This is a genomic window from Streptomyces sp. NK08204 (assembly GCF_020400585.1).
Taxonomy (GTDB): Bacteria; Actinomycetota; Actinomycetes; order Streptomycetales; family Streptomycetaceae; genus Streptomyces.
Genome location: NZ_JAINVF010000011.1, coordinates 107,981 through 131,806 on the forward strand (window position 1 = coordinate 107,981; position 23,826 = coordinate 131,806).

Below are 23,826 nucleotides of genomic sequence, written 5' to 3' on the forward strand. Positions count from 1 at the left end.
ACGACGACGGCCGGTGCGGACCCCGTTCCGGGGACCCACCGGCCGGGGCCCTCTCAGGCCGATGCGGTTGCTTCGGTATCCATCCCACCCTTCCGCTGCGGAGTTTCTCGTCGTGAGGGGAGGCTCTGGGTTCGAGGCCAGGTCAGAGCAGGCCATGCGCCCGCTGGCTGCGGCGGGTGAGGGAGTCGGTGATGAGGGCGGCCACCAGCACCACGGCGACGATCAGGTACTGCATCTCACTCTGCACGTTCAGCAGTGCCGTACCCGAGGCGATCGACTGGACGACCAGAATTCCCAGCAGGGCCGACCATGCCCTGCCCCGTCCGCCGAACAGGCTGGTGCCGCCGATGACGGCGGCGGCGATCGCGTTGATCACCAGCGGCCCCGAGCCCGCCAGCTGGCCGACGGAGGTGATCTGCGAGGCCAGGAACAGCCCGCCCACCGCGGCCATCGCCCCGGACACGGTGAACACCGAAACGCGCATCACCGTCACGTTGACCCCGGCACGGCGGGCCGCCTCGGGGTTGCCGCCCAGCGCGTAGACCCTGCGGCCGTACGGCGTGCGGCGCAGGAGGTAGTCCGAGGCGGCGACGACCGCCAGGAAGATCAGAAGGGCGAGTGGCAGGCCCCGGAAGCGGTTGAGGACGTACGCCGCACCGCACCCGACCACAGCGATCAGTGCCGTACGGACCCCGGTCTCCGCCGGTGACCGCGAGCGGGTGCCGACCGCCCGCAGTCGGCGGCCGTGCTGAAGGGAGGCGAACAGGAACAGGGCGGCGGCGAGTGCCGCCAGGCCGTACGCGGCGGCCTCGTCGGGAAGATATCGGCTGGTCAGGTTGGCGACCAGGCCGTCGGGCGGGAGGTTGACCGTGCCGCGCGAGCCGAGGAGGTCGTACGTGACGCTGCTCCACCCCAGGAGCCCTGCCAGGGTGACGGCGAACGAGGGCACCCCGAACCGGGCGACGATGAAGCCCTGGAGGGTGCCGATCACGGCGCCGCACAGCACCGCGGCGACGGCCGCGGGCCACTGCGGCACCCCGTGGTACACACTCAGCACACCGAACACCGCCGCGCACAGGCCGCTGACCGCGCCCGCCGACACGTCGATCTCCCCCATGAGCAGCACGAACACGACGCCGACGGCGAGCATGCCGGTCCCGGTCATGTCCACGCTGAGATTCGTCAGGTTGCGCGAGCTGAGAAAAGCCTGGTCGAGGCTCTGGAAAACGATCCAGGCAAGCACGAGTGCGAGAATCGCCGCTCCCGGGCCCAGCTCACCGTGGCGCAGTTGACGCCACACCGGACCGAGCGTCCGGCTCACCGCCGCCCTCGCGCGGGCCGGCGCCCGGCCCGGGACCGTACTCGACGGGCCGGTCGCCTGCGCGGGGCCGTGCGCACGCGCTCGGTGCTGTTTCGCCGTCGGCGCGCCGGAGCCGGACGCGGCTGTCCCGGGCCGTCCAGAACCGCTCACGGCAGCTCCTCCTCCAGATCGTCGGCGTGGCGCTGAGTGACGGCGTTCTCCGTCGCGCCCGTCATGGACGAGATGATCTGTTCCTCGGATGTGTTGTGCACGTCGAAGAACCCGTTGTTGCAGCCGTGCCGCAGCACCGCCACATGGTCCGCGACCGCCTTGACGTCGCCCAGGTTGCGGCTGATCAGCAGCATCCCGAGGCCCTGTTCGCGCAGTTCCTCCACCAGGTCCAGGAACCGGTGGGCCTGCCCGACGCCCAGCCCGGCGGTGGGTTCGTCGAGCAACAGCAGCGCCGGTTCGCCCAGCAGCGCGCGGGCGATGGCGATCAGCTGCCGCTGGCTCCCCGGCAGGGATGCGACGGGCGCCCGCAGGTCCGGCAGGCCGGTGGACAGCCGCAGCAGCAGTGCGCGGGTCCGCCGGCCCATCTCGACCTCGTCCAGGGCCAGGACCGTGCCGAGTTCGTGGCCGAGATACATGTTGCCCACCACGTCGAGGTTCCCGCACAGGGCGAGGTCCTGGTAGACCGCCGCGATGCCCAGGCGGCTCGCGTCCTGCGGGCGGACGATCCGCACCGGGCTGCCACGCCACCTGACCGTGCCCGAGTCGGCAGGCTCCACACCGGCGATCACCTTGACCAGGGCGGACTTGCCCGCGCCGCTCTCACCGACCAGGGCCACGACCTCGCCGGCCCGGATCTCCAGCGACACGTCCGTCAGCGCCCGTACCGCACCGAAGCGCTTGCGCACCCCGCTCAGCGTCAGCAGCGGGGCGTCGGCGATCCGTTCCATGGCGCTCACGTCCGCCCCGGAAGGAGCCCGGCCTTCACGCAGGCCGCCCGATAGGGCGCGGTGCAGATCTGGGCGACCGTGTAGGTACCGTCCTTGACGACGGTGTCCTTGACCGTGCGGGCGGTCACCGGTTCAGCGCCGGCCCAGAAGGTCGGGATGCGCGAAGCGGTGCCGTTGCTCACCGTGTCCTCGGCCATGCCGTCCACCTTCTCGCCGCGGCTGAGCGCGACGGCCGCCTCGGCAGCCGCGTACGCTTCGTCCTTGACTCGTTTGTGAACGGTCATGTACTGCCGCCCGTCGAGGACGCGCTGCACGGCGGACAACTCGGCGTCCTGCGCGATCACCGGAGGCAGCGGCCTGATGTACGCGGCTTCGAGCGCGGAGACGGCACCGCCCGCCAGGACGTCGTTGGCGGCGTAGACGCCGTCGATGCGGTGGGCACCCAGCTTGGCCACGGCACCGGCCATCAGGGCGTATGCGTCGGCCGCGTCCCATCGAGCGGGTCGGTACGTGCTGATCGTCCGCACCCGTCCCCTCAGGACGGACCGCGCGGCCTTCTCCCGCTCGCTCGGCCGACCGGCCGGCGACAGTGCGTCCAGCCATACGATGCGGGCGCTCGCCGCCCTGGGGCCCAGGGCGGCGAGCAGCGCCTCGCCCTGGAGTCTGCCGACCGTGGCCTCGGACTGCCCGGTGAAAGCCGACACCGGGCCCTCGGCGAGCCGGTCGTAGGCCACCACCGACATGCCCGCCCGCCGCGCCTCGACGACCGCGGGGCGGACGGCCTTGACGTCGACGGCGTCCAGGATCAGCACCTTCACTCCCCGGCTGATCATCGCGTTGACCTGCTGGCGCTGGAGCACCGGATCCCCCTGGGCGTCGGCGTACGTCACCCGGCAGGCCGGGCACAGTTCCTCGACCCGCCGCTCGATGAAGGGGCGGTCGAAGGCCTCGTACCGCGTCGCCTGGTTCTCCGGCAGGAGCAGGCCGATCGTCGCGGCTCCGCTGTGCCCGCCCACCGGCGTCCTGCCATCGCTCGCCGTGCCGCAGGCGCCCGTACCGGCGGCCAGGAGGACGGCGGTCAGGGCGATGGCGATGCGGCGGGTACGAAGGCGCGGGCCGGTCGTGCGGGCGCTCGGTCGGGTCATACGGGTCTCCCCTGGTCGGTCGCGGGCTCGGCGGCCGGACTGCGGGAGGCCAGCGTGATCTCGCCCCACACCTGCTTGCCGCCGCTGAGCGGCACGGAACCCCAGGCCGCGGCCATGGCCTCCACGAGCAGCAGTCCGCGACCACCGGTCGCCTCCCAGTCCAGCGACGCCGGTTTGACCGGGGTGCGCGGCGAGGAGTCGCTGACCGCCACCCGCAGCCGGTCGCCGCTGAGGGTGAGGTCGAAGCGCACCGGGCCCTGGGTGTGCACCAGGGCGTTGGTGACGAGTTCGGAGACGATCAGCATGACCTCGTCCGCCTCCTCGGCCACGTTCCACGCCTTCAGGGTCCTCTTGACGTAGCGGCGGGCGTGCATCACGGCGTCAGGCAGTCGCCATACCGTGGCGCCGGCTCGGATCGGCTTGTCCTTCATTCCGTCGTAGCGCAGGAGCAGCAGCGCCGCGTCGTCGTCGTGTCGGCGGGCGCAGTCCAGCAGCGCGTCGGCGGCGCGGTCGGGGTCCCCCGGGTCGATATGGGACAGGGCCTCGCGCAGCCGGAGCGCACCGTCCTCCAGGGCCGGGCCGGCCGGCCCCAGCAGCCCGTCGGTGAGCAGTGTCAGCACGGAACCGGGGGTCAGGTCGGTCGTACCGATCACGTACTCCGCGTCGGCGAGCACCCCCAGCGGTGGTCCGCCGTCGACCGCGACCTCCTCGGTACGGCCGTCGGGGTGACGCAGCAGCGGCCTCGGGTGCCCGGCCCGTACCAGCCAGCAGCTGCCGTCCTCCAGATTCAGGTCCGCGTACAGGCAGGTCGCGAAGAGTTCGGTCTGCATGCCCAGCAGGAGCCGGTTGGCGTGCGTGGCGACCACGTCCGGCGGGTGGCCCTCGACGGCGTAGGCCCTGATCGCGGTGCGGATCTGGCTCATGACCGTGGCGGCACCCGCGCTGTGTCCCTGGACGTCTCCCACGACGAGCGCCACGTGGCTGTCGGGCAGGGGGACCACGTCGTACCAGTCGCCGCCGACCTCCAGACCGTCCGTGGCCGGCAGGTATCGGGCGACGGCCACCGCGCCGGGCAGGGCGGGCGGCGCCGGCGGAAGCAGGCTGCGCTGGAGCACGGTCGCCAGTCGGTGCCGGGCGTCGACGGCACGGGCCCGCGCCAGGGCCTGCCCCGCCTGGCCGGCGATCACCGCGAGCAGGGACCGCTCGTCGGAGCCGAGGGGGTGCGGCGCGTCCCAGCCGACCACGTACAGAGCGGCCACCGGGCCCTGGCCGTGCAGCGGCAGCACCACGAGCGCGCCCGGACCGACCTCGGCGAGCACGGGTTCCGGCTCCGCCGTCCCGTCCGGCCATCGGGCAGGCCGGCCGGTGCGCAGCGCCGCCCGTACGGTGGGCAGGGCGGCCATCGGAAGCTCGGGCGGTTCCGCGCACGCGGGCCGCCATCTCCGGGGCCAGCCGGTCGGGTCCGGCGGGTCCAGCACGCCCACGACCAGCCGGCCGGCGGCGACCTCCGCGAGGGCCATCCTGTCCGCCTTCAGGGATGCCCGCAGAATGGCGGTCAGCGGACGCAGCACGGACAGGTCGTCCGAGCGGGGGCGTGACCGGGGCGCCTGCGCAACCACGCCGAGCATCAGGTCCGTCTCGTCGCCGAACCGGTACCGCAGGGTCAGCCGGCACGGGCCTGCTCCCCTGCGGCGCACCCGGAACTCCAGCTCGCCCGTGCCAGATCTGCCAGGCCCGGCGAGGGCTGTCAGGGTGGGCAGGTCGTCCGGCATGACGCACCCCAGCAGGGTCTCCACCCGCCCGTCGAACTCCTCCGGCTCGATGCCGGCCAGCCCCAGCAGCCCCCGGTCCGCCTCGATCCGCCCCGATCCCACCGCCAGGGTGAAGGCGCCGATTCCGGTGAGCGGGTCCCTGTCCCCTCCCAGCCGTGCGGCCACGTACGGCGCACAGAGTTCGACCAGCGACCGCCGTGCGGGGCCGAAGCCCTCCGCCCTGTCCTCCACCACGACCAGGCAGCCCGACCGCCCGGCGTCCGACACGAACGGCACCACGCCCATGGACATCCCGGGGGCGGCGCCGACGTGCCCGTAAGCGGCGAGGGCGGCGGCATCCAGCCACAGCAGTCGGCCCTCGCGGAAGGCGTCCGTGACGGGGGAACGGTTCGTCAGTTCGTACCGGCGTGCCAGCCCCCGGTGATCGGGGGGCCGCGCGGCCGTCTGGAGCAGGGCGAGCGCGTCCACGGCCCCGTCGAGGAGGTAGACCGCCGCGACCGCGGCACCGGCGAGAGCGGGCCCCGGCATTCCCGGCGCACCGTCGGCGGGCCGTTGGCACCGAGGGTGCGCGGCCTTGCCTGCCCCGGGCCGGCCCCGGCTTCCTGCGCCGGTCATGTCGTCACCGATTTCCTCCGCAGCGCCCTCCGACGTGCCCTTCAGTCCGACATTCGGAACATAGCGCAATTACCGACAAAAGGTTCAGCCGGTGAGCGCGTGACGGGAAGGCCGAAGGATCGGCGACCCGCCACGCGGGCCTCCGCCCCGCGCCGTACGGCGATGGCCGGGCCCACGATGCGGGCCCGCATCGTGGGCCCGGCCGTGTCAGGCCGCTGGATCGCGTGGATCGAGGAACGTGAGCACGGAGGCGTCCTCCTCGATCAGCGGGGCGAGTGCGGCGTTGAACGGACCGCCGTACGGGGCGCCCAGGTGGGTCCGGAAGGCTTCCTCGTCGCGGTACACCTCGAAGATCCAGTAGGCGCGCGGGCTGGACGCCCTGGTGTAGACGTCGAAGACGAGGTTGCCGTCCTCCTCGCGCACCTTTCGGGCGTAGTCCCGCAGCAGGCGGGCGACCTGGTCCTCGGTTCCCTCGCGGGCGGTGAACTCAGCAAGCAGGGTCTTCTTCATGCGATCGCTCAATCCCGGTAGGAGCCGAGGTGCCGGATGTCGGCCTGTTCCAGGGTCACCGAGCCGTTCTCGGCGAAGACCTGCACTCCCTGGCCGGCGGGGTCGGGGAAGATCTGGTCGGTGATCACTGCCTCGCCGCTGCCGCCGAAGACCTCGACGGACGACCAGTCGACGAGGACCCGCAGCCTCACCTTGCCGTTCCTGGCCTGCAGCGGTGCGCGCTGGACGCCGGGGAAGGCGCTGCTGAAGTCCACGGCTCCGGAGTGGGTGCGGTCCACGTACAGCTCCTGCGTCGTGGTGTCGTACCCGATGACGGTCTCCTCTCCCCCGGCGCCGGTGCGCACCTTCAGACCGAACCGTTCGGCGTCCTCGAGGGAGAAGGTCGCCTCGATGTCGAGTGCCTTGCCCTCGGCCTCCGGGCCGATCAGCGGCCGGGAGGTGCTCGTGACCGTGACGCCGGACGCGGTCGCCGTGTCTCCCTGCCGCAACGAATCCAGGCTGTTCACGGGCTTGCTGATCAGCCGGATCCTGCCGTCGATGGTGCGCAGGGCCATCTCCCTGGGGACGCTCTGCGCGCTGCGCCAGGGCGAGGTGGGGATGGATCCCCCGTACTCCCAGTCGTTCATCCAGCCGATCATGTACCGCTTGTCGCCCGGGGCGTTCTGCCAGGACACCGCCGCGTAGTAGTCCTTGCCGTAGTCGGCCCAGTCGGCGCGCTGCACCACGGACTTGGCGGGGGCGTCGGCGGCGGTGAACTGATCGGCCAGGATGTGGCCCCAGCCGCCGGAGTTCATGTCGACGATCTGGATCTGGGCCTTTTTGCCCACATAGGGGCGCATGTCGAAGGAGGCCCAGTCCAGGCTCTCACTGTCGGAGCCTGTCGCGCTGCGCACCACCGTGCCGTCGACCAGCAGGTTGACCGACGTCTCCCGGGAGACCGGCTGGGCCTGGGTGTCGGACAGCACGATGTGGTCGACGTTGATGTGGCCCCAGCCGCCGGTGTTGTCGTCGACGATCCTGATCTGCGCCTTCCTGCCGGCGAGGTCGCGCACGTCCCACGAGGCCCAGTTGAGGGCCTCGGCCTCGTCTCCGGTGGCGCTGCGCACCACGTTGCCGTCGACGAGGAGTTCCACGGCGGTGGGACCGGCGTCGCCGGCGGGGTGGTGGCCGCCGCCGATGAGGAAGTCGACGTAGTCCTTGTCGATGGTGAACTCGGGCGAGGTGAGCGTGCCGGTGGTGGAGTCGCCGTTCAGGTAGGTGTTGACCAGGCCGTCGCCCAGCCATCCGGAGACCTCTTGCTGGTCGGGGAGGGTGCCGGTGGCCGGTGCGGTGCCGAAGGCGTCCCCGGTCGTCGTCCAGTCACCGTAGGTGCCGCCCTCGAAATCGGCGAGGACCGTCCCGTCGGGGGGAGTTCCCCGCTCCATGACGGTTCCGTCCCGGTGCGGGTGCCGTCCTCCGCCGACCTTGAAGTTCAGGTACGGGCTGTCGACCGTGAAAGAGGGTGAGGTGAGGGTGCCGGTGGTGGAGTCTCCGCCGTGGAAGCTGTCGGCGAGGCCCTGGCCGTCGAAACCGTCGACGGTCCCCTGCCCGTCGACCGCACCGGCGGCCGGTCCCTGGCCGAACGCGGTCCCGGCGGTCGTCCACGCACCGAAGTCGGCGCCTTCGAAGTCCTGCACGACTGTGCCGGCGGGCGGGGTGTACGTGCCCTTGTCGTCGGCCGTGAACCTCCTGCCGTCGAAGTCGCCGATGAAGTACTGGGCGCCCGACCCTCCGGTGATGCCACCGGGGTTGATGTTGACGACCAGGACCCACTTGACGTGGTTCTCGTCCCCGTCGACCGCCAGCGGGAACAGGTCGGGGCACTCCCACGCACCGCCCGTGGCGCCGGCCGGACCGAACTCGCTGAGCAGGTTCCAGTCCTTGAGGTTCTTCGACGAGTAGAACCGCACTTTGTGCTCGGTGGCCAGCGACACCGTCATCAACCAGCTTTTCGTCGGCTCGTACCACTGGACCTTGGGGTCACGGAATTCCCTGGACCCGATGTCGAGCACCGGGTTGCCCTGGTACTTGGTCCAGGTGCGGCCACGGTCGAGGCTGTAGGCCAGTGACTGCGCCTGCTTGCCCGTGTCCTTGAAGGCGCTGGTGTAGACCGCCACCATGGGCGGGTTCGTCTTGGTGCCGAAACCGGTGGTGTTGTTCCAGTCGACGACCGCACTGCCGGAGAACACCATCTCCTTGTCGTCGTACGGCAACGCGAGCGGCAGGTCCTTCCAGTGCACCAGGTCCGTGCTCACCGCGTGTCCCCAGGACATGTTCCCCCATGTGTTGCCGTCGGGGTTGTACTGGTAGAAGAGGTGGTACTCGCCCTTGTAGTACACGAGGCCGTTGGGGTCGTTCATCCAGTTCTTCTGCGGGGTGAAGTGGAACTGGGGGCGGTAGGTCTCGGAGTACGGCGGGGTGTCGGCGGCGACGGCCTGAGGGACGAGCGGGGCGGCGGAGAGGGCGCAGACGGTGGCCACCGCCGCGATCAGCCGCATGCGGGCAGGCCGGGATACGCGTCCAGAGCTCATCGGGGTCTCCTGTGATGCGGCCGTCCGCACGGCGACGCCGGCAGCCCCGACACGGACGGACCGAAGAGTGAGGCCCTGGCCCGCTGCGTCGTCCACGTCGCCGGACCAGGGGTGTCATCGTTGACTTGTGTCATCGATGACATCGAGTGGCCAGATGATGGGCGCAACCGGACCGGCACGTCAACCGTTCGGACGTGATTGCCCCGGGACGGCCCGCGCGCTCGTCATGCGCCGTTCGACGCCACGAGCTGTCCCAGCCGGCTCCGCCACGGCGGGTTGGGGCCGGCCACCGAGCAGGTCAGGGCCGCGACCTGGATGGCGAACGCCGCGGCTTCCGCGACCTCGTCGAGACGGAGGTCCGTCAGCCGGCCGCCGAGGAGCCCGTGAGCGCCGAGGTGATGGAGCAGGCCGGCGGTGAAGGAGTCCCCCGCTCCGACCGTGTCGACGACCCGGGTCGCCACGGCGGGCACCTGCAGCCGTTCACCGTCGAGTGAGACCAGGGCGCCGTCGGCGCCGCGCGTGATCACGACGAGCCGCGCCCCCGCGGCGTGCCAGGTGTCGCACGCCTGCTCGGGCGGGGTGCCCGGCAGCAGGAGTTCCAGGTCGTCCTCGCTCAGCCGCAGCACGTCGGCGAGGCGGCACCAGCGCTGGAGTCTCGCGCGGTAGACCTCGGGGTGCACCAGCAGGGGCCGGACGTTGGGATCGATGCTGATGGTGGCCCAGGTGGAGGCCGCTGCCAGGAACTCCTCCACCACCGCCGCCCCGGGCTCCAGGACCAGGGCCAGCGAGCCGGTGTGCACGCAGGCCGTCTCGGACAGATCGACCCTGGCCAGCTCCTCGTCCGTCCACTGCCAGTCGGCGGTGGCCTGTGCGTGGAAGGAGAACGTGGCCTGCCCCTTCGCGTCCAGCTCGGCGACCGCGAGGGTACTGGGCTCCGCGGCCGGGACGGCATACGACAGGTCCACCCCGGATGCCTCCAGATGGGCCCCGAACAGCCGGCCGAACACATCACCGGACAGCCGCGCGAGGAGACGGGCCGGGGTGCCGAGCCGGGCGAGCGCCACGGCCGTGTTGGCGGGTCCGCCGCCGGGCAGCACCCGCAGGGCGAGTTGGGTCGCTGTGCTTGCGGGTTCGACGAACGCGTCGGCGACGCATTCGCCCAGGACGGTGATCTGACGCGGGCTCATGGGCGGCTCTTCTCTGCGAACGTGGGGGCAAACCGGGGCAGTCCTGGCACAGACCGGCGAGCAGCTGGGCTCGGGAAGCCACTGGGGCGTTGCCGATTTGTGACAGGTGCAAGGCATTGACGTTGCCGGATACGGAGTCCATCATCCTCGGCAAGCAGTGTCAACGATGACATAAGTCAACGTTGACACCCGGACGGCATACCTCGATGCCGACCGCGCCGCCCGCAATTCCGCAGGAGTTCAGTCATGTCTCGCACCCTTCGTCTGCCCCTCTCCCTCATCAGAGCTGCCGCGTGCACGGGCATCGCGGCCCTCACTCTGACGGCCTGCGGATCCGGCTCCGGGTCGAGCTCCGGCGCCGACGGCTCGGGCAGCGTCAAGATCGGTCTGATCACCAAGACCGACACCAACCCGTTCTTCGTGAAGATGAAGGAAGGCGCGGAGAAGGCCGCCAAGGAGAACGGCGCCCGACTGGTCACCGCCGCGGGCAGGTTCGACGGTGACAACGCCGGTCAGGTCACCGCAGTCGAGAACATGGTCGCCTCGGGCGTGAAGGGCATCCTGATCACCCCCAGCGACTCGAAGGCGATCGTGCCCGCGATCCAGAAGGCCCGCGCCAAGGGCGTCCTGGTCATCGCCCTGGACACCCCGACCGAGCCGCAGAGCGCGGTCGACGCCCTCTTCGCCACCGACAACCTCAAGGCCGGCGAGCTGATCGGCGAGTACGCCAAGGCCGCCATGAAGGGCCGGACCGCCAAGATAGCCACCCTCGACCTCGCGCCGGGCGTCTCCGTCGGAGTCCAGCGGCACAACGGCTTCCTCAAGGGCTTCGGTATCGGCGAGAAGGACCCGGCGGTCGTCTGCTCCCAGGACACGGGCGGCGACCAGGCCAAGGGCCAGACCGCGATGGAGAACTGCCTGCAGAAGGCGCCGGGCATCAACGTCGTCTACACCATCAACGAACCCGCGGCCCTCGGCGCGTACACCGCCCTCAAGGCCAAGGGCCGGGAGAAGGACGTCCTGATCGTGTCCGTCGACGGCGGCTGCACCGGCACCCAGGCGGTCAAGGACGGCAAGATCGCCGCGACGTCGCAGCAGTACCCGCTGAAGATGGCCGCCGAGGGCGTCAAGGCCGTCGTGACCTACGCCAAGAACGGCAAGAAGGCGTCCGGTTACACCGACACCGGCGCCACCCTGATCTCCGACAAGACGCAGCCGGGGGTCGCCTCCAAGGACACCGCCTACGGCCTGGAGAACTGCTGGGGCTGAGCCGCCCGCCGCCGAGCCGTCACCGTTCTAAACCGCTCAGCGGGGCGGCCGGCCCCCGCTTCCCGCCCCGGGACGGCCGCTTCCCTCGTCCTTCCCCAAGGACCTCTGTCTTCCGACAAGGACTTCGCATGACCGCCACGTCCACGCCACCCTCCACATCGACGCCGTACGCCGAGCTCAAAGCACCGACCACGGTCCGCAGACTGCTCACGCAACCGACCACCGGCCCGCTGCTCGCCCTCCTTCTGGCCTGTGTCTTCTTCTCCGCCTCGACCGACCAGTTCCTCACGGGCGGGAACTTCTCGCTGATCGTGCAACAGGTCATGGTGGTCGGCACGCTGGCCATCGGCCAGACGCTGATCATCCTCACGGCCGGCATCGACCTGTCGTGCGGGGCCGTGATGGCGTTCGGCAGCATCGTGATCGCCAAGACGGCGGCCGAGGGCTCCCTGCCGCCACTGGCCGCCATCGCTCTGGGCCTGGTCGTCTGCGGCGGCTTCGGCCTGCTCAACGGGCTGCTGGTGCAGAAGGTCCCGCTGCCGCCGTTCATCGTGACCCTCGGCATGCTCAACGTGGCGTTCGCGCTGACCCACATCTACTCGGAGGAGCAGACGGTCACCAGCCTGCCCGGCCCGCTGACGGCCCTCGGCAGGACCTTCCCGCTCGGCCACACCGACATCACCTACGGCTCCCTGGTCACCATCGCCCTCTTCCTCCTCCTCAGCTACGCGCTGAGCAGCACCGGCTGGGGCCGGCACGTCTACGCCCTGGGCAACAGCCAGGAGGCGGCCCGGCTGAACGGCATCCGCACGTCCCGGCTGACCATCGGCGTGTACACCGTCGCCGGCCTGCTCTACGGCATCGCCGCCCTGCTGCTCATCTCCCGCACCGGAGTCGGCGACCCGCAGGCCGGGCAGACCGACAACCTCGACAGCATCACCGCCGTGGTCCTGGGCGGCACCAGCCTCTTCGGCGGACGCGGGTCGGTCCTGGGCACCTTCATCGGCGTCCTCATCGTCGGCGTCTTCCGCAACGGCCTGCAGCTGATGGGCGTCGCCTCCATCTACCAGACCCTGATCACCGGCGTCCTGGTGATCCTCGCGGTGACCGTCGACCAGATCTCCCGGAAGAAGGCCGCATGACCGCCGTCACCACCCCCACCCCCGTCCTGCAGGCCCGCGGTCTGGTCAAGCGCTACGGCCACGTCACCGCCATCGACGGCGCCGACTTCGACCTGCTGCCCGGCGAGGTGCTCGCTGTCATCGGCGACAACGGAGCCGGCAAGACCAGCCTCATCAAAGCCCTGACCGGCGCCGTGGTCCCCGACGCGGGCGAGATCCGCCTGGGCGGCGAACCCGTCCGGTTCTCCGGTCCGCAGAGTGCGCGCGCCCACGGCATCGAGACGGTCTACCAGGACCTCGCCGTGGCCGCTTCCATGGACATCGCCTCGAACATGTTCCTCGGCCGCGAGCTTCGCCGGCCGGGCGTCCTCGGCAGCGTCTTCCGGATGCTGGACAAGAAGCGCATGCGCCAGGAGGCCGCCGAGCACATGGCCGATCTGAAGATCGGACTGCGTTCGCTCACCCAGCCGGTCGAGACCCTCTCCGGCGGCCAGCGACAGGCGGTGGCGGTGGCCCGTTCCGTCGCCTGGGCGCGCAGCGTCGTCGTCATGGACGAACCCACCGCCGCCCTCGGCGTGAGGGAGTCCGGCCAGGTCCTGGACCTCATCCGCCGCGTCCGCGACAAGGGCATGCCGGTCGTTCTGATCAGCCACAACATGCCCCATGTCTTCGAGATCGCCGACCGGATCCACGTCCACCGGCTGGGCAGGCGGGCCGCTCTGATCAAGCCCTCCGACTACTCCATGGCGGAGGTCGTCGCGATCATGACCGGTGCGCTGACCGTGGACGATGCCGGGGGTACTGTCGTAGCGGATTCCCAGGCCGCGAAGGCCGCCGGGGTCCAGGCCACCTGACCTGACGACCGAAACACTCACAGGTTCCGGCCGAGGCCGAGGCCGGAACCGACGAGCACAGGAGACGTTTGCTCCATGGCAGCGAACCGCCGCCCCACCCTGGCCGACGTCGCACGTGAAGTGGGCGTCAGCGCCAAAACCGTCTCCCGCGTCCTGAACGAGGACGGACCCGTCTCGGTGCAGACCAGGGAACAGGTGCTCGCCGCCGTGGCCAGACTCGGCTTCCAGCCGAACCTGATGGCACGCAACATCCGCGTCGGCGGACCGGACACCACGATCGGACTGGTCGTACCCGACCTCGGCAACCCCTTCTTCGGTGCCGTGGCCCGCAGCATCGAGGACACCGTCCGCGGCCGCGGACTGACCCTGCTCATGGGCTCCTCAGCCGACGACCCCGAGCGCGAACGCAACCTGACGGACAAGTTCCTCGCCCGCCGCGTCAGTATCCTGATGATCACCCCGTCGGTGGGGGCCGACCACGCCTACCTCAGGTCCCACCGCGCTGCCGGGATGCCCGTGGTCTTCCTCGACCGGCCGGGCGTGGGCCTGTCCGCGGACAGCGTCGTCAGCTCCAACCGTGCGGGGGCCCACGACGGCGTCGCCCACCTGATCGCCCACGGGCACCGGCGCATCGGCTTCGTCGCCGACCTCCCCACCAACCTGTACACCCGCCGTGAACGTCTGGCCGGATACCGCTCAGCCCTCCAGGAAGCGGGACTTGCCCACGACCGCTCCCTGGTCGCCAACGCGCACGACCAGCACGGAGCCGCCACCGCCACCTCCCAACTGCTCGCCCTGCCGGACCCCCCCACCGCCCTGTTCGCCGGCAACAACATCGTCGCCGTGGGCATCGTCACCGAACTCTCCCGCAGCGGACGCAAGGACGTCGCCGTCGTCGCCTTCGACGACGTACCGCTCGCCGAGGCGCTCGAACCGGCCCTGACCGTCGTCGCCCAGGACCCCGAGGAGATCGGCAGGACGGCCGCGGCCACCGCCCTGGCACGCCTCGACGGCGACCGCTCCCGCGCCCGCACCCTCACCGTCCCCACCCGTCTGATCGCCCGGGGCTCGGCGGAGCGCCCTGCCCGTGTCAGGCAGGAAGCCTGACATGACACGGGCAGTCGGCACGTCCGCCGCGGCCGGCGAAGTCGGAGCGGCGCCGCCCGCGCGTGCCGCTGCCGGTTCAGCAACGGGTCAAGAAACGTTCTGCCTCCGGCCAAGCACGCCTATGGGTTCCCTCTACGCCCTGGCCGGCGCCCCGACAAAGCCGGATTTGCGCCTTGACCCGGTGGCTACCGTGGTCGCGCCCATGCGGCACGCGAACCAACGGGGAAGAGGTGACGGCGATGGGCGCGCCGATACGTTCACGCCTGCTCGATCTGGTCGGACCGGAACCGTCCGGGGGGCCTGACACGGCTGTGCCGACGGGGCGGGTGCCCGAGCCACGCCGTTCGCACCTGAGGGACCTGGTCGACGCGGCGCCGCCGCCGCGTGCGGCCACGGACGACCGGCCCGCGCCCAAGCCGGGCGTGCCCGCCTACGGCACGCCGGTGTTCGTGCCGGCGCATCCCCGGTCCGTAGCGTCGACGGACGCGCAGGGGCGCCCGGTGCGCGTGCCCTTCGTCGTCTACGAGCTGTTCGAGCACCCGGCCCACGGCACCGCGGCCTTCGCCTTCACCACGCCACGGAGGCTGGCGGACGCGCTCGGCGAGGCCCAGCCGTGGATCGCCACGTCGCTCGGCCCGCTGGCCGAGGGCGTGCGCGAGCAGGGCGTCACCGTCGTGCTCGACCCGCGGGTCGCACCGGGACAGCCCAACTGGCAGCCCGCCGACCTGACCGCCTACGCGCGGGAGGTGCGCTGATGGCCGACTTCAGAGCCGTCTACGACGACCTCGCCACGATGGCGAGGACGTTCCACGACCAGGCCACCGACTACCGCAAGCTGGCCGCCGACGTGGCCCCGCCCGTGGTCAGCGGCGGCGACGCCGGTCTCGACCACGCGATCAAGGAGGTCGCCGATCTCCTCGTGGGCCTGCACACCGGCCTCGCGGACCGGCTGGACGACCACGGGGACAAGGTCGCCTACGCGCGGGACTCCTTCCACCGGCACGACGTGGACGTCCACGGTGCCTTCGAAGACCTGATGGACGGGTGAGGGCTGATGGGCGACAGCTGGGTCGGCGGTGACATCGGCGGACTGCGCACGATGGCCGAGACGTACAAGAATGCCAAGGACAAGCTGGACGGCGTCGTCAAGCCGCTCACCGGCGCCGTCGACAAGCTGGTGGACGACGCGGGCTGGAAGGGCGAGGCGGCCGAGTCCTTCCGCGCCAAGTGGGCCGAGGACGCGCTGACCGCCGGGGGTTTCGCCGAGCTGGTGCACGAGACGGGCGACATCCTCGAAAAGCTCGCGGAGGCGCTGTCCACGTGCGAGACCGCCCTGCAGAACGCGGAGCACACCGCGGTCCGCAAGGGCGTCGCCATGGGCGCCAAGGGCGTGCCGCTGGCGATGGTCACGGCGAGTCCGCCGAGCGCGGACGACCAGAAGGCGATCGCCGCGATGAACGAGTACAGCACGGCGCGCGACGAGATCCTGCGCACGGCCCAGCACGCGCGGCTGGTTGCGGCGCAGAAGCTCCAGGGGCTGTACGCGCAGGTGACGTCGGAGGACGGCGCGACGTCTCCTGGCGACAAGGTCACCATCGCCGACTATCTGCGTGGCCTGTACGCGTACGACGCCGAGGACGCACGGGCCGGCGGGGCGAAGGCCCGGGCCCAGCTCGACTCGGCGAAGGCGGAGGCGCAGGCGGCCAAGAAGGAACTCCGCAAGGAGCGCCGGACGTTCCAGCAGCAGGGCCGCAAGATGCCGGACGACCTGCCCGCCAAGAGCGCCTACCGCGATGCGGTCGCCAAGGTCGACTCCCTGGAGGAGGCGATCGCACGCGACGACTTCGGCAGCACCAAGGTGCCGTACGACCGTGCCCTCAACGTGAAGCTGGCCGACGCCGCGGACGCGCTGCGCGCGGGCGAGAGCCTGGAGAAACTGCCGGACTTCCTCAAGGAGATACCCGTGCTGGACGTCGCCGCGGCCGGCGCCTGCGGGCTGCTGGAGGCCTCCGACGACCACGACAAGGGCTGGTCGTGGCAGCATTCGGTCGCGGTCGACGGTGGCGCCAACGTCGCCGGTCTGGTGGCCGGGACGGCCATCACGGCTGGCGTGGTGGCGGCCCTGCCCTTCGAGGTGCCGACCGCGGTGGTGGCCGGGGTCGGCGGGGCGGTGGTGATCGGTGCGACAGGGGTCATCGACCACGCCTTCCACGAGCACTGGAGCGAGGACATCCACGACCACGGTGTGGTGGGCGGCGTCGTGCACGGCACCGGCCACGTCCTGTCGCAGACCGGCCACGACTTCGTCCGGCTGAAGGACGACGTCTGGCATGGCATCAAGAGCATCTTCTGAGGTCCCCGTGTCCCGACCCTCCCCATCTTCTCCTTCTTCTCCTTCCGCCGCCCCGGCCACCGGGATCCCGAGCCTGCCCGGGCTGGGCACCACCTGGTACGAGCGCGGCACGCGTTACTGGCTGCGCCGTGTCCGTACGGCCGTCCTCCTCCTCCCGGTGCTGGCGTTCGCCGTCTACATCGCGCTCGTCCTGTACGCCTCGTTCCGCGGCGCCCTTCCGCCTGCCGTACGCACGGTGTGGGACGGGGCGCAGGTGATCGGATCCTGCGGGGCCGTCGTCTGGGGCTGGGTCAGGCAGCGCCGGGACCACAAGAAGGCTCTCCTGGACCCGCCCTCCCCGGGCGAGTTCCGCGCCCGCAAGCGCGCGGAGACCGGGCGTTCCGTGGGGCTGGCCATGGCCGGGCGCTTTCTCTGGCTGATCGCGGCGCCGGTCCTGCCGGCGCTGGTCGCGTGGGGCGTGGGCTGGCTCGCCGCCTCGCTCACCGTCCACGAGTACCCCAGTGAGGCCGGGGCCCGCCGCTGGCTCCAGGAGCACGCCTGCGGACCATGACGCCCGCCGGAACACCGACGCCGACCGGCCGTGGCCACCCTGGTCGTGACGACCCGTCGACGGGAGTGACATACCAGCACAGTCGGGACATTGTCTCCAGGTCTCCGTCACCACGCAGGTACGCTGCGAGTTGGCCCTTCCGCCCCGCTGGGACTCGTGTGAGACTGTCGTCCCCGTCCAGCATGCGGACCCTTTCCGAAGCCCTGCCCCTCCCCCACGAGAAGTGCGCCGTGCGTTCCCTTCCTCTGCCGCTCGCCCTGACCGCGCGCCTGACACCGGTCGCGGTGCTCGCCTGCGCCGGCTGGGCGATGTCGTCGGGCCCGGCCGCGCCGCCCGCCGACGGTCACCGGCCGGCCCAGGAGACGTCCACCGAGGCGGCCACCGCTCCGTCGTCCTCCTCCAAGGAGTCGAAGACGTACTCCGCCGCGCCCGCCCCTTGCACGAGCGTGCCCGTGGGCACGGTGAAGGCCCTCGTGCCCGGGGCGAGGACAGCGGGCAAGGAGATCCCGTCGACGGATCCCGGACTGCGCCGCACCTGCTCCTGGAACGCCCTCGACGGCTACGACTACCGCTGGCTCGACGTCTCCTTCGAACTGGCCTCGTCCGACCGTGCGGCGACGAGCGAGTACCAGCAGCACATCACCGAGAAGAGCGGCGGTGGACCCGTACCCGGGCTCGGCGACAGCGCCTACTCCGTCGTGAACCTGACCACGGAGGACAAGCAGCAGACCCGTGAGGGCGTGGTCGTGGTCCGCGTCGCCAACGCCCTGGTGATCGTCACCTACAACGGCAGCGACTTCGAGACGAAGAAGGCCCCGGACACACAGGAGATCAACACGGGAGCCATCAAGGCGGCCCGGAGCGCGGTGGCGGCGCTGCAGGGCAGCCGGTCCGGCTGACCGCCCCCCACGTCCTGGGGTCCGGGCCCTCGTCGTCGAGGTGGTGGAGGAGCGGTGCCGGCGTGGTGGAGACGTCGCTCCAGAAGCGCTGTCCACCGAAGCCGGTGCAGGACCAGGACACATCTGGGCTGGTGACGTCCCCGTCCTTTGGGCACAGAACGATGTCGGAAGCCCGGGGAGACTCCATGCCCTGCCTGTCCCCGGCCTGTTCGTCGGCCGGTCCGCGGTTCAGCTGTCCTGGGTCTGTCTGCGGCCGAGGCTGAGCAGGATGTACACCAGCAGAGCGGAGGCCAGGCCGACGGCCCAGCCGTAGTCGGCCAGGGGCTTGAGGAACGAGATGACGCCGTCGGTGGGGAAGGGGCCCTGCTTGACGCCCTTGACCACGGTTGAGTACGAGCCACCGACGGCCAGGACGCCACCGATCACGAAGGCGGCCACCGCGCGCAGGTTCCAGCCGCCGGTGTACCAGTAGCGGCCTCCGGGCTGGTACAACTCCCCCAACGCCAGGCGGGTACGGCGCACGATCCAGTAATCGGCGACGAGGATGCCGGCCACGGTACCGAGCAGTCCGCCCACGAAGCCCAGCCACGTGAAGATGTACACGTGCGGGTTGGCGATCAGCTTCCACGGCATGATCAGGATGCCGACCACACCGGTGATCAGCGCGCCGGTGCGGAAGCTGACCAGTCGCGGCAGCAAGTTCGACAGGTCGTACGCCGGGGAGACGACATTGGCGGCGATGTTCACCGACAAGGTCGCCACCATCACGATCAGCAGCGCGAACAAGGCGCCGACGGTGTTGCTCATCTTCGCGCTCAGTGCGATCGGATCCCAGATCGGCGCCCCGTAGACGGCCTGGGAGCCGGACGTCACCAGCACCGACAGGATCGCGAACAGTGTCATCGTGGTCGGCAGGCCCAGGGCCTGGCCCCACAGCTGAGCGCGCTGGCTGCCGCCGAAGCGAGTGAAGTCGGGGATGTTCAGCGAGAGCGTGGACCAGAAGCCGATCATGCCCATCAGAGAGGGGAAGAACACCTTCCAGAACCCGCTCCCCCAGCCCAGGCTGGAGGGCTGGTCCAGCAGCGGGCCGAAGCCGCCCGCCTTGGCGGCCATGACCCCCAGCAGCACCAGCGCGCCGACGATCACCAGCGGTGCCGCCCAGTTCTCCACCCTGCGCAGCGTCTCCATGCCGCGGGTGATGATGGCGACCTCGATGAGCCAGAACACGCCGAACGACAGCCACTGGGTCCACGGCGTGCCCCCGATCGAGCCGGCGTGCAGCCAGCCGTGGCCGAACAGCTTGCCGGCCAGCAGGAAGATGCCCTCCCCGCCGATCCACGTCTGGATGCCGAACCAGCAGCACGCCACCGCCGCCCGCACCATCGCCGGCAGGTTCGCCCCGCGCACCCCGAAGGACGCCCGCGCGAACACCGGGAAGGGGATCCCGTACTTGGTGCCGGCGTGACCGGTCAGCAGCATCGGCACCAGGACGACCACGTTCGCCAGCGCGATCGTCAGCACTGCCTGCTTCCAGTCCATCCCCAGCGCCACCAGCCCCGAGGCCAGCGTCCACGACGGAATGCAATGCGCCATTCCCACCCAGAGGGCGAGATAGTTGTAAGTCCCCCATGTCCGGTGCGCGATCGGTACCGGCACCAGGTCCGCGTTGGCGAAACGCGAATCATCCAGCACCGCCGGATCGGACAACGCGACCCGGCCGTCCGGATACACCTGCTGCGCGACGGCCGGATCGGCCAGGGTTCTGCCACTGGAGGACATCAGGACCACCTCGTATCGCAAGACTCTTGTGACGATGGGGACTCCGGGAAGCTCCTCAACTCATCCCCGGGAGTGCGACGAGCAATGAACGAGCCGGCCTGACGCACGAGCGGACGCACCGCCGGCAGGGGCCGACCCGCCCAGGCGGCTTCGAAGTTGTACGTCGTCCACGTGCGCCTGGCGACGGGGACGGGAAGCAGGGCCGCGTGGGCGTAGGGGCCGCTGGGCTGCGGGGCACCGGAGGCGATCCCCACCCGGCCGTCGGCCAGGGTGACTCGAGCGGCCGGCGGTATGGCCGTGGGAGCGGCGTCGGTCATGGGCGGGCCGATCAACGAGGGGCGGGGCGGTAAAGGCCGTACGGGCACCGGCCCCTCCCCGGGACGGCGGGGAGGGGTGACCAGGGAGGGGGAGGAGGAGAGGGGGGCGGGGTGGGCTCAGGCGTTGACGGCCGGGATCACCCTTGCGCCGTAGGCGTCGATGGTGGCCTCCTGCGCGTCGTGCATGTCGTACACCGCGAACTGGTCGACGCCCAGCTCGCGCAGCGCGTGCAGTTTCTCGACGTGTTTCCCGGCCGGGCCGATCACGCAGAACCGGTCGACGATCTCGTCGGGCACGAACTGGGTGTCGGGGTTGCCGGCCCGTCCGTGGTGGGAGTAGTCGTAGCCCTGTCGCGCCTTGATGTAGTCGGTGAGTTCGTCGGGCACCTGGGCGGAGTGTTCGCCGTACTTGGCGACCAGGTCGGCCACGTGGTTGCCGACCATGCCGCCGAACCACCGGCACTGATCGCGGGCGTGGGCGAGTGCCTCGGGCGAGTCGTCCTCGGTGACGTAGGCGGGGGCGGCGACGCAGACGGTGATCTCGGAGGGGTCGCGGCCGGCGGCCACGGCGGCGTCCCTGACGGCCTTGACCATGTACTCGGTCAGGTACGGGTCGGCCAGCTGGAGGATGAACCCGTCGGCCTCCTCGCCGGCCATCTTCAGGGCCTTCGGGCCGTACGCGGCCATCCACACGGGAAGTTGTGCGCCGGGCTTGATCCACGGAAACCTGATCCTCGTGCCGCCGAGGTCGGCCTCCTCGCCCCGGCCGAGGGCCCGGATGACCTTCATCGCCTCGCTGATGCGGGCGAGGGTGTTGGGCCTGCGGCCCGCGACGCGCATCGCGGAGTCGCCGCGACCGATGCCGCACACGGTGCGGTTGCCGAACATGTCGTTGAGGGTGGCGAAGGTGGAGGCGGTGACCTCCCAGGTGCGGGTGCCCGGGTTGGTGACCATCGGGCCGATCGTCAGCTTGGTCGTCTGGGCGAGGATCTGACTGTAGATCACGAAGGGTTCCTGCCACAGCACGGCGGAGTCGAAGGTCCAGCCGTACGTGAAGCCGTTGCGTTCGGCCCGCTTCATCAGGCTGATGACGCGGGCGGCCGGCGGGTCGGTCTGCAGGACGAGTCCGAAGTCCATGGGCGCTGCTCCTAGGTGAGGTACTGGCAGGTGGAGCGCGGGGTGAAGACGCCGTGTCCGGCGCGTCCGGTGTACTCCCGCTCGGTGATGACGGCTTCGCCGCGCGAGAGCACGGTCTCGACCCGGCCGGTCGTCCGCCTGCCCTCGTACGCCGAGTAGTCGACGTTCATGTGATGCGTCGCCGCGGACATGACCTGCTCGGCGTGCGGGTCGTAGATGACGACGTCGGCGTCCGAACCGGGCGCGATGGTGCCCTTGGCCGGGTAGAGGCCGAACATGCGGGCGGGGGTGGCGCAGGCGATCTCGATCCAGCGGCGGCGGGAGATGTGCCCGTCGACGACGGCCTGGTGCAGGAGGTCCATGCGGTTCTCCACGCCGGGCAGTCCGTTGGGGATCTTGGAGAAGTCGCCGCGGCCCAGTTCCTTCTGGCCGGTGAAGCAGAACGGGCAGTGGTCGGTGGAGACGACCTGGAGGTCGTTGGTGCGCAGGCCCCGCCAGAGCCTGGCCTGGTGCTCCTTCGGCCGCAGGGGCGTGGAGCACACGTACTTGGCGCCCTCGAAGCCGGGTTCGGCGAGGTTGTCGGTGGACAGGAACAGGTACTGCGGGCAGGTCTCGCCGAAGACGTTCAGCCCCTCGTCGCGTGCCCGCGCCAGCTCGGCCACCGCCTCCATCGCCGAGACGTGCACGACGTACAGCGGCGCCCCGGCGACCTGGGCGAGCCGGATGGCGCGGTGCGTGGCCTCGGCTTCCAGCAGGGCCTTGCGGACCTCGCCGTGGTAGCGCGGGTCGGTCTCGCCGCGGGCGAGGGCCTGTTCGACCAGCACGTCGATCGCGATGCCGTTCTCGGCGTGCATCATGATCAGGCCGCCGTTCTCGGCGGAACGCTGCATGGCCCGCAGGATCTGGCCGTCGTCGGAGTAGAACACCCCCGGGTAGGCCATGAACTGCTTGAAGGAGGTCACTCCCTCCTCGATCAGCAGGTCCATCTCCTTCAGCGTCTCGTCGTTCACATCCGAGACGATCATGTGGAAGGCGTAGTCGATCGCGCAGTTGCCCTCGGCCTTGGCGTGCCAGGTGTCCAGGCCCTCGCGCAGGGTGCGGCCGACGTTCTGCACCGCGAAGTCGACGATGGTCGTGGTGCCGCCCCAGGCGGCGGCGCGGGTGCCGGTCTCGAAGGTGTCGGAGGCGAAGGTGCCGCCGAACGGCAGCTCCATGTGGGTGTGGGCGTCGACGCCGCCCGGGATGACGTACTTCCCGGTGGCGTCGATGACCTTCCCCCACCCTTCGGGCGGGGGTGCCCCCATCTCGCTTCGCTCGGCGGTGAACGCCTCGGCGGCGGGGGTGCCGGAGGCGGCGAGGGCGGCGATGCGGCCGTCCTCGATCAGGACGTCGGCGTGGATCTCGTCGGACGCGGTGATGACGAGGCCCCCGCGGATGACGGTACGGCTGCTCATGGTCCCTCTCCTCCCAGGGCGGCCAGGGTGAACGGTGCGGTCAGGGTGCGGTCAGCGGCGTGTACGCCCCGGGCGCCCGGTCGCGGTAGAACTGCCAGCGGTCGCGTACCTCGCGGAGTTTGGCCAGGTCCAGGTCGCGGACGACGAGTTCGGTCTCCTTGTCGCTCGCCGGCTCGCCGACGAACTGGGCTTCGGGGTCGACGAAGTAGGTGGTGCCGTAGAAGTCGTTGTCGCCGAGGTCTTCCACCCCGACCCGGTTGATGGCGCCGACGAAGTACTCGTTGGCGACGGCCGCCGCCGGCTGTTCCAGCTGCCACAGGTAGCGCGACAGGCCGCGCGAGGTCGCCGACGGGTTGAAGACGATCTCGGCTCCGGCCAGGCCCAGGGCGCGCCAGCCTTCCGGGAAGTGGCGGTCGTAGCAGATGTACACCCCGATCCGGCCGGCGGCCGTGTCGAAGACGGGCCAGCCGACGTTGCCGGGACGGAAGTAGAACTTCTCCCAGAACCCCTGGACCTGGGGGATGTGGGTCTTGCGGTACTTGCCGAGGTAGGAGCCGTCCGCGTCGATCACGGCGGCGGTGTTGTACAGGACGCCCGGCTGTTCCTCCTCGTACATGGGCAGGACGAGGACGATGCCCAGCTCGCGGGCGAGGGACTGGAAGCGCCGTACGGTCGGGCCCTCGGGGATCTGCTCGGCGTACTCGTAGAACGCCTTGTCCTGCACCTGGCAGAAATAGGGGCCGTAGAACAGCTCCTGGAAGCAGAGGACTTGGGCGCCCTGCGCTGCGGCGTCGCGGGCCGCCTGCTCGTGCACCCGGATCATCGACTCCTTGTCGCCGGTCCAGGCGGTCTGGAAGAGGGCGGCACGGATCACTCGGCTCATCGAGGCCTCCACTCGCTCGGGGTACGGCGAGCCTAGAAAGGCCGG

20 protein-coding genes are annotated in these 23,826 nt (G+C 70.8%); 9 read left to right on the forward strand and 11 right to left on the reverse strand.

All coding sequences use genetic code 11. The annotated features are described in order from the left end of the window. Nucleotides 1–142: 142 nt before the first annotated feature. From K7G59_RS18960 to K7G59_RS18990, 7 genes are all read right to left on the reverse strand, one after another. Nucleotides 143–1,471 carry a sugar ABC transporter permease gene (locus tag K7G59_RS18960; RefSeq protein WP_225835748.1) on the reverse strand — a complete coding sequence of 443 codons (1,329 nt, stop codon included), beginning with the start codon at nucleotides 1,469–1,471 and terminating at the stop codon, nucleotides 143–145. After that, nucleotides 1,468–2,259 (reverse strand): ATP-binding cassette domain-containing protein, encoded by a 792-nt coding sequence (locus K7G59_RS18965; protein ID WP_225835938.1) that lies wholly within the window; start codon nucleotides 2,257–2,259, stop codon nucleotides 1,468–1,470. The genes K7G59_RS18960 and K7G59_RS18965 overlap by 4 nt, the downstream gene beginning before the upstream one ends. Nucleotides 2,260–2,264: 5 nt before the next feature. After that, complete coding sequence (locus K7G59_RS18970; RefSeq protein WP_225835750.1) at nucleotides 2,265–3,404, reverse strand: substrate-binding domain-containing protein; 1,140 nt, start codon at nucleotides 3,402–3,404, stop codon at nucleotides 2,265–2,267. After that, complete coding sequence (locus tag K7G59_RS18975; protein ID WP_225835752.1) at nucleotides 3,401–5,704, reverse strand: SpoIIE family protein phosphatase; 2,304 nt, start codon at nucleotides 5,702–5,704, stop codon at nucleotides 3,401–3,403. The genes K7G59_RS18970 and K7G59_RS18975 overlap by 4 nt, the downstream gene beginning before the upstream one ends. Nucleotides 5,705–5,998: 294 nt before the next feature. Beyond that, nucleotides 5,999–6,301, reverse strand: a complete 303-nt coding sequence (locus tag K7G59_RS18980; RefSeq protein ID WP_225835754.1) for a putative quinol monooxygenase — start codon at nucleotides 6,299–6,301, stop codon at nucleotides 5,999–6,001. A gap of 8 nt (nucleotides 6,302–6,309) precedes the next feature. After that, nucleotides 6,310–8,871, reverse strand: a complete 2,562-nt coding sequence (locus tag K7G59_RS18985; RefSeq protein ID WP_225835756.1) for a glycoside hydrolase family 32 protein — start codon at nucleotides 8,869–8,871, stop codon at nucleotides 6,310–6,312. 224 nt (nucleotides 8,872–9,095) lie between these two features. Then, on the reverse strand, nucleotides 9,096–10,058 hold the full coding sequence (locus tag K7G59_RS18990) for a carbohydrate kinase (RefSeq protein ID WP_225835758.1): 963 nt from the start codon (nucleotides 10,056–10,058) through the stop codon (nucleotides 9,096–9,098). A 246-nt stretch (nucleotides 10,059–10,304) separates the two neighbouring features. Here K7G59_RS18990 and K7G59_RS18995 point away from each other — a divergent pair, with 246 nt between their 5' ends. The 9 genes from K7G59_RS18995 to K7G59_RS19035 all read left to right on the forward strand — a co-directional run bounded on the left by K7G59_RS18995 (nucleotide 10,305) and on the right by K7G59_RS19035 (nucleotide 18,211). After that, nucleotides 10,305–11,327, forward strand: coding sequence for a sugar ABC transporter substrate-binding protein (locus K7G59_RS18995; protein WP_225835760.1), 1,023 nt, complete (start codon nucleotides 10,305–10,307; stop codon nucleotides 11,325–11,327). Between the two features lie 128 nt (nucleotides 11,328–11,455). Continuing rightward, complete coding sequence (locus K7G59_RS19000; protein WP_225835762.1) at nucleotides 11,456–12,469, forward strand: ABC transporter permease; 1,014 nt, start codon at nucleotides 11,456–11,458, stop codon at nucleotides 12,467–12,469. Next, the gene (locus K7G59_RS19005; protein ID WP_225835764.1) at nucleotides 12,466–13,302 is read left to right on the forward strand and encodes an ATP-binding cassette domain-containing protein; all 837 of its coding nucleotides are present in this window, start codon (nucleotides 12,466–12,468) and stop codon (nucleotides 13,300–13,302) included. The genes K7G59_RS19000 and K7G59_RS19005 overlap by 4 nt, the downstream gene beginning before the upstream one ends. A gap of 75 nt (nucleotides 13,303–13,377) precedes the next feature. After that, nucleotides 13,378–14,409, forward strand: a complete 1,032-nt coding sequence (locus K7G59_RS19010; protein WP_225835768.1) for a LacI family DNA-binding transcriptional regulator — start codon at nucleotides 13,378–13,380, stop codon at nucleotides 14,407–14,409. Between the two features lie 326 nt (nucleotides 14,410–14,735). After that, a complete protein-coding gene (locus tag K7G59_RS19015) occupies nucleotides 14,736–15,164 on the forward strand; it encodes an SAV_915 family protein (RefSeq protein WP_225835770.1) in 429 nt (142 codons plus the stop codon). After that, entirely contained in the window at nucleotides 15,164–15,457 is a 294-nt protein-coding gene (locus K7G59_RS19020) for a DUF6317 family protein (RefSeq protein ID WP_225835772.1), read from the forward strand. The genes K7G59_RS19015 and K7G59_RS19020 overlap by 1 nt, the downstream gene beginning before the upstream one ends. Before the next feature lie 6 nt (nucleotides 15,458–15,463). Beyond that, entirely contained in the window at nucleotides 15,464–16,762 is a 1,299-nt protein-coding gene (locus K7G59_RS19025) for a WXG100 family type VII secretion target (RefSeq protein ID WP_225835774.1), read from the forward strand. A gap of 7 nt (nucleotides 16,763–16,769) precedes the next feature. Further along, a complete protein-coding gene (locus K7G59_RS19030; RefSeq protein ID WP_225835776.1) occupies nucleotides 16,770–17,312 on the forward strand; it encodes a hypothetical protein in 543 nt (180 codons plus the stop codon). Nucleotides 17,313–17,542: 230 nt separating this feature from the next. Next, nucleotides 17,543–18,211 (forward strand): hypothetical protein, encoded by a 669-nt coding sequence (locus tag K7G59_RS19035; protein ID WP_225835778.1) that lies wholly within the window; start codon nucleotides 17,543–17,545, stop codon nucleotides 18,209–18,211. Nucleotides 18,212–18,439: 228 nt separating this feature from the next. Here K7G59_RS19035 and K7G59_RS19040 read toward each other — a convergent pair whose 3' ends face one another. The 4 genes from K7G59_RS19040 to K7G59_RS19060 form a co-directional block, all read right to left on the reverse strand. Next, entirely contained in the window at nucleotides 18,440–19,990 is a 1,551-nt protein-coding gene (locus K7G59_RS19040; RefSeq protein WP_225835780.1) for an NCS1 family nucleobase:cation symporter-1, read from the reverse strand. 434 nt (nucleotides 19,991–20,424) lie between these two features. Next, a complete protein-coding gene (locus tag K7G59_RS19050) occupies nucleotides 20,425–21,444 on the reverse strand; it encodes a TIGR03842 family LLM class F420-dependent oxidoreductase (protein ID WP_225835782.1) in 1,020 nt (339 codons plus the stop codon). Nucleotides 21,445–21,455: 11 nt separating this feature from the next. Next, nucleotides 21,456–22,898, reverse strand: coding sequence for a dihydropyrimidinase (gene hydA, locus K7G59_RS19055; RefSeq protein ID WP_225835783.1), 1,443 nt, complete (start codon nucleotides 22,896–22,898; stop codon nucleotides 21,456–21,458). A gap of 40 nt (nucleotides 22,899–22,938) precedes the next feature. After that, complete coding sequence (locus K7G59_RS19060) at nucleotides 22,939–23,781, reverse strand: nitrilase-related carbon-nitrogen hydrolase (protein WP_225835785.1); 843 nt, start codon at nucleotides 23,779–23,781, stop codon at nucleotides 22,939–22,941. Nucleotides 23,782–23,826: the final 45 nt, after the last annotated feature.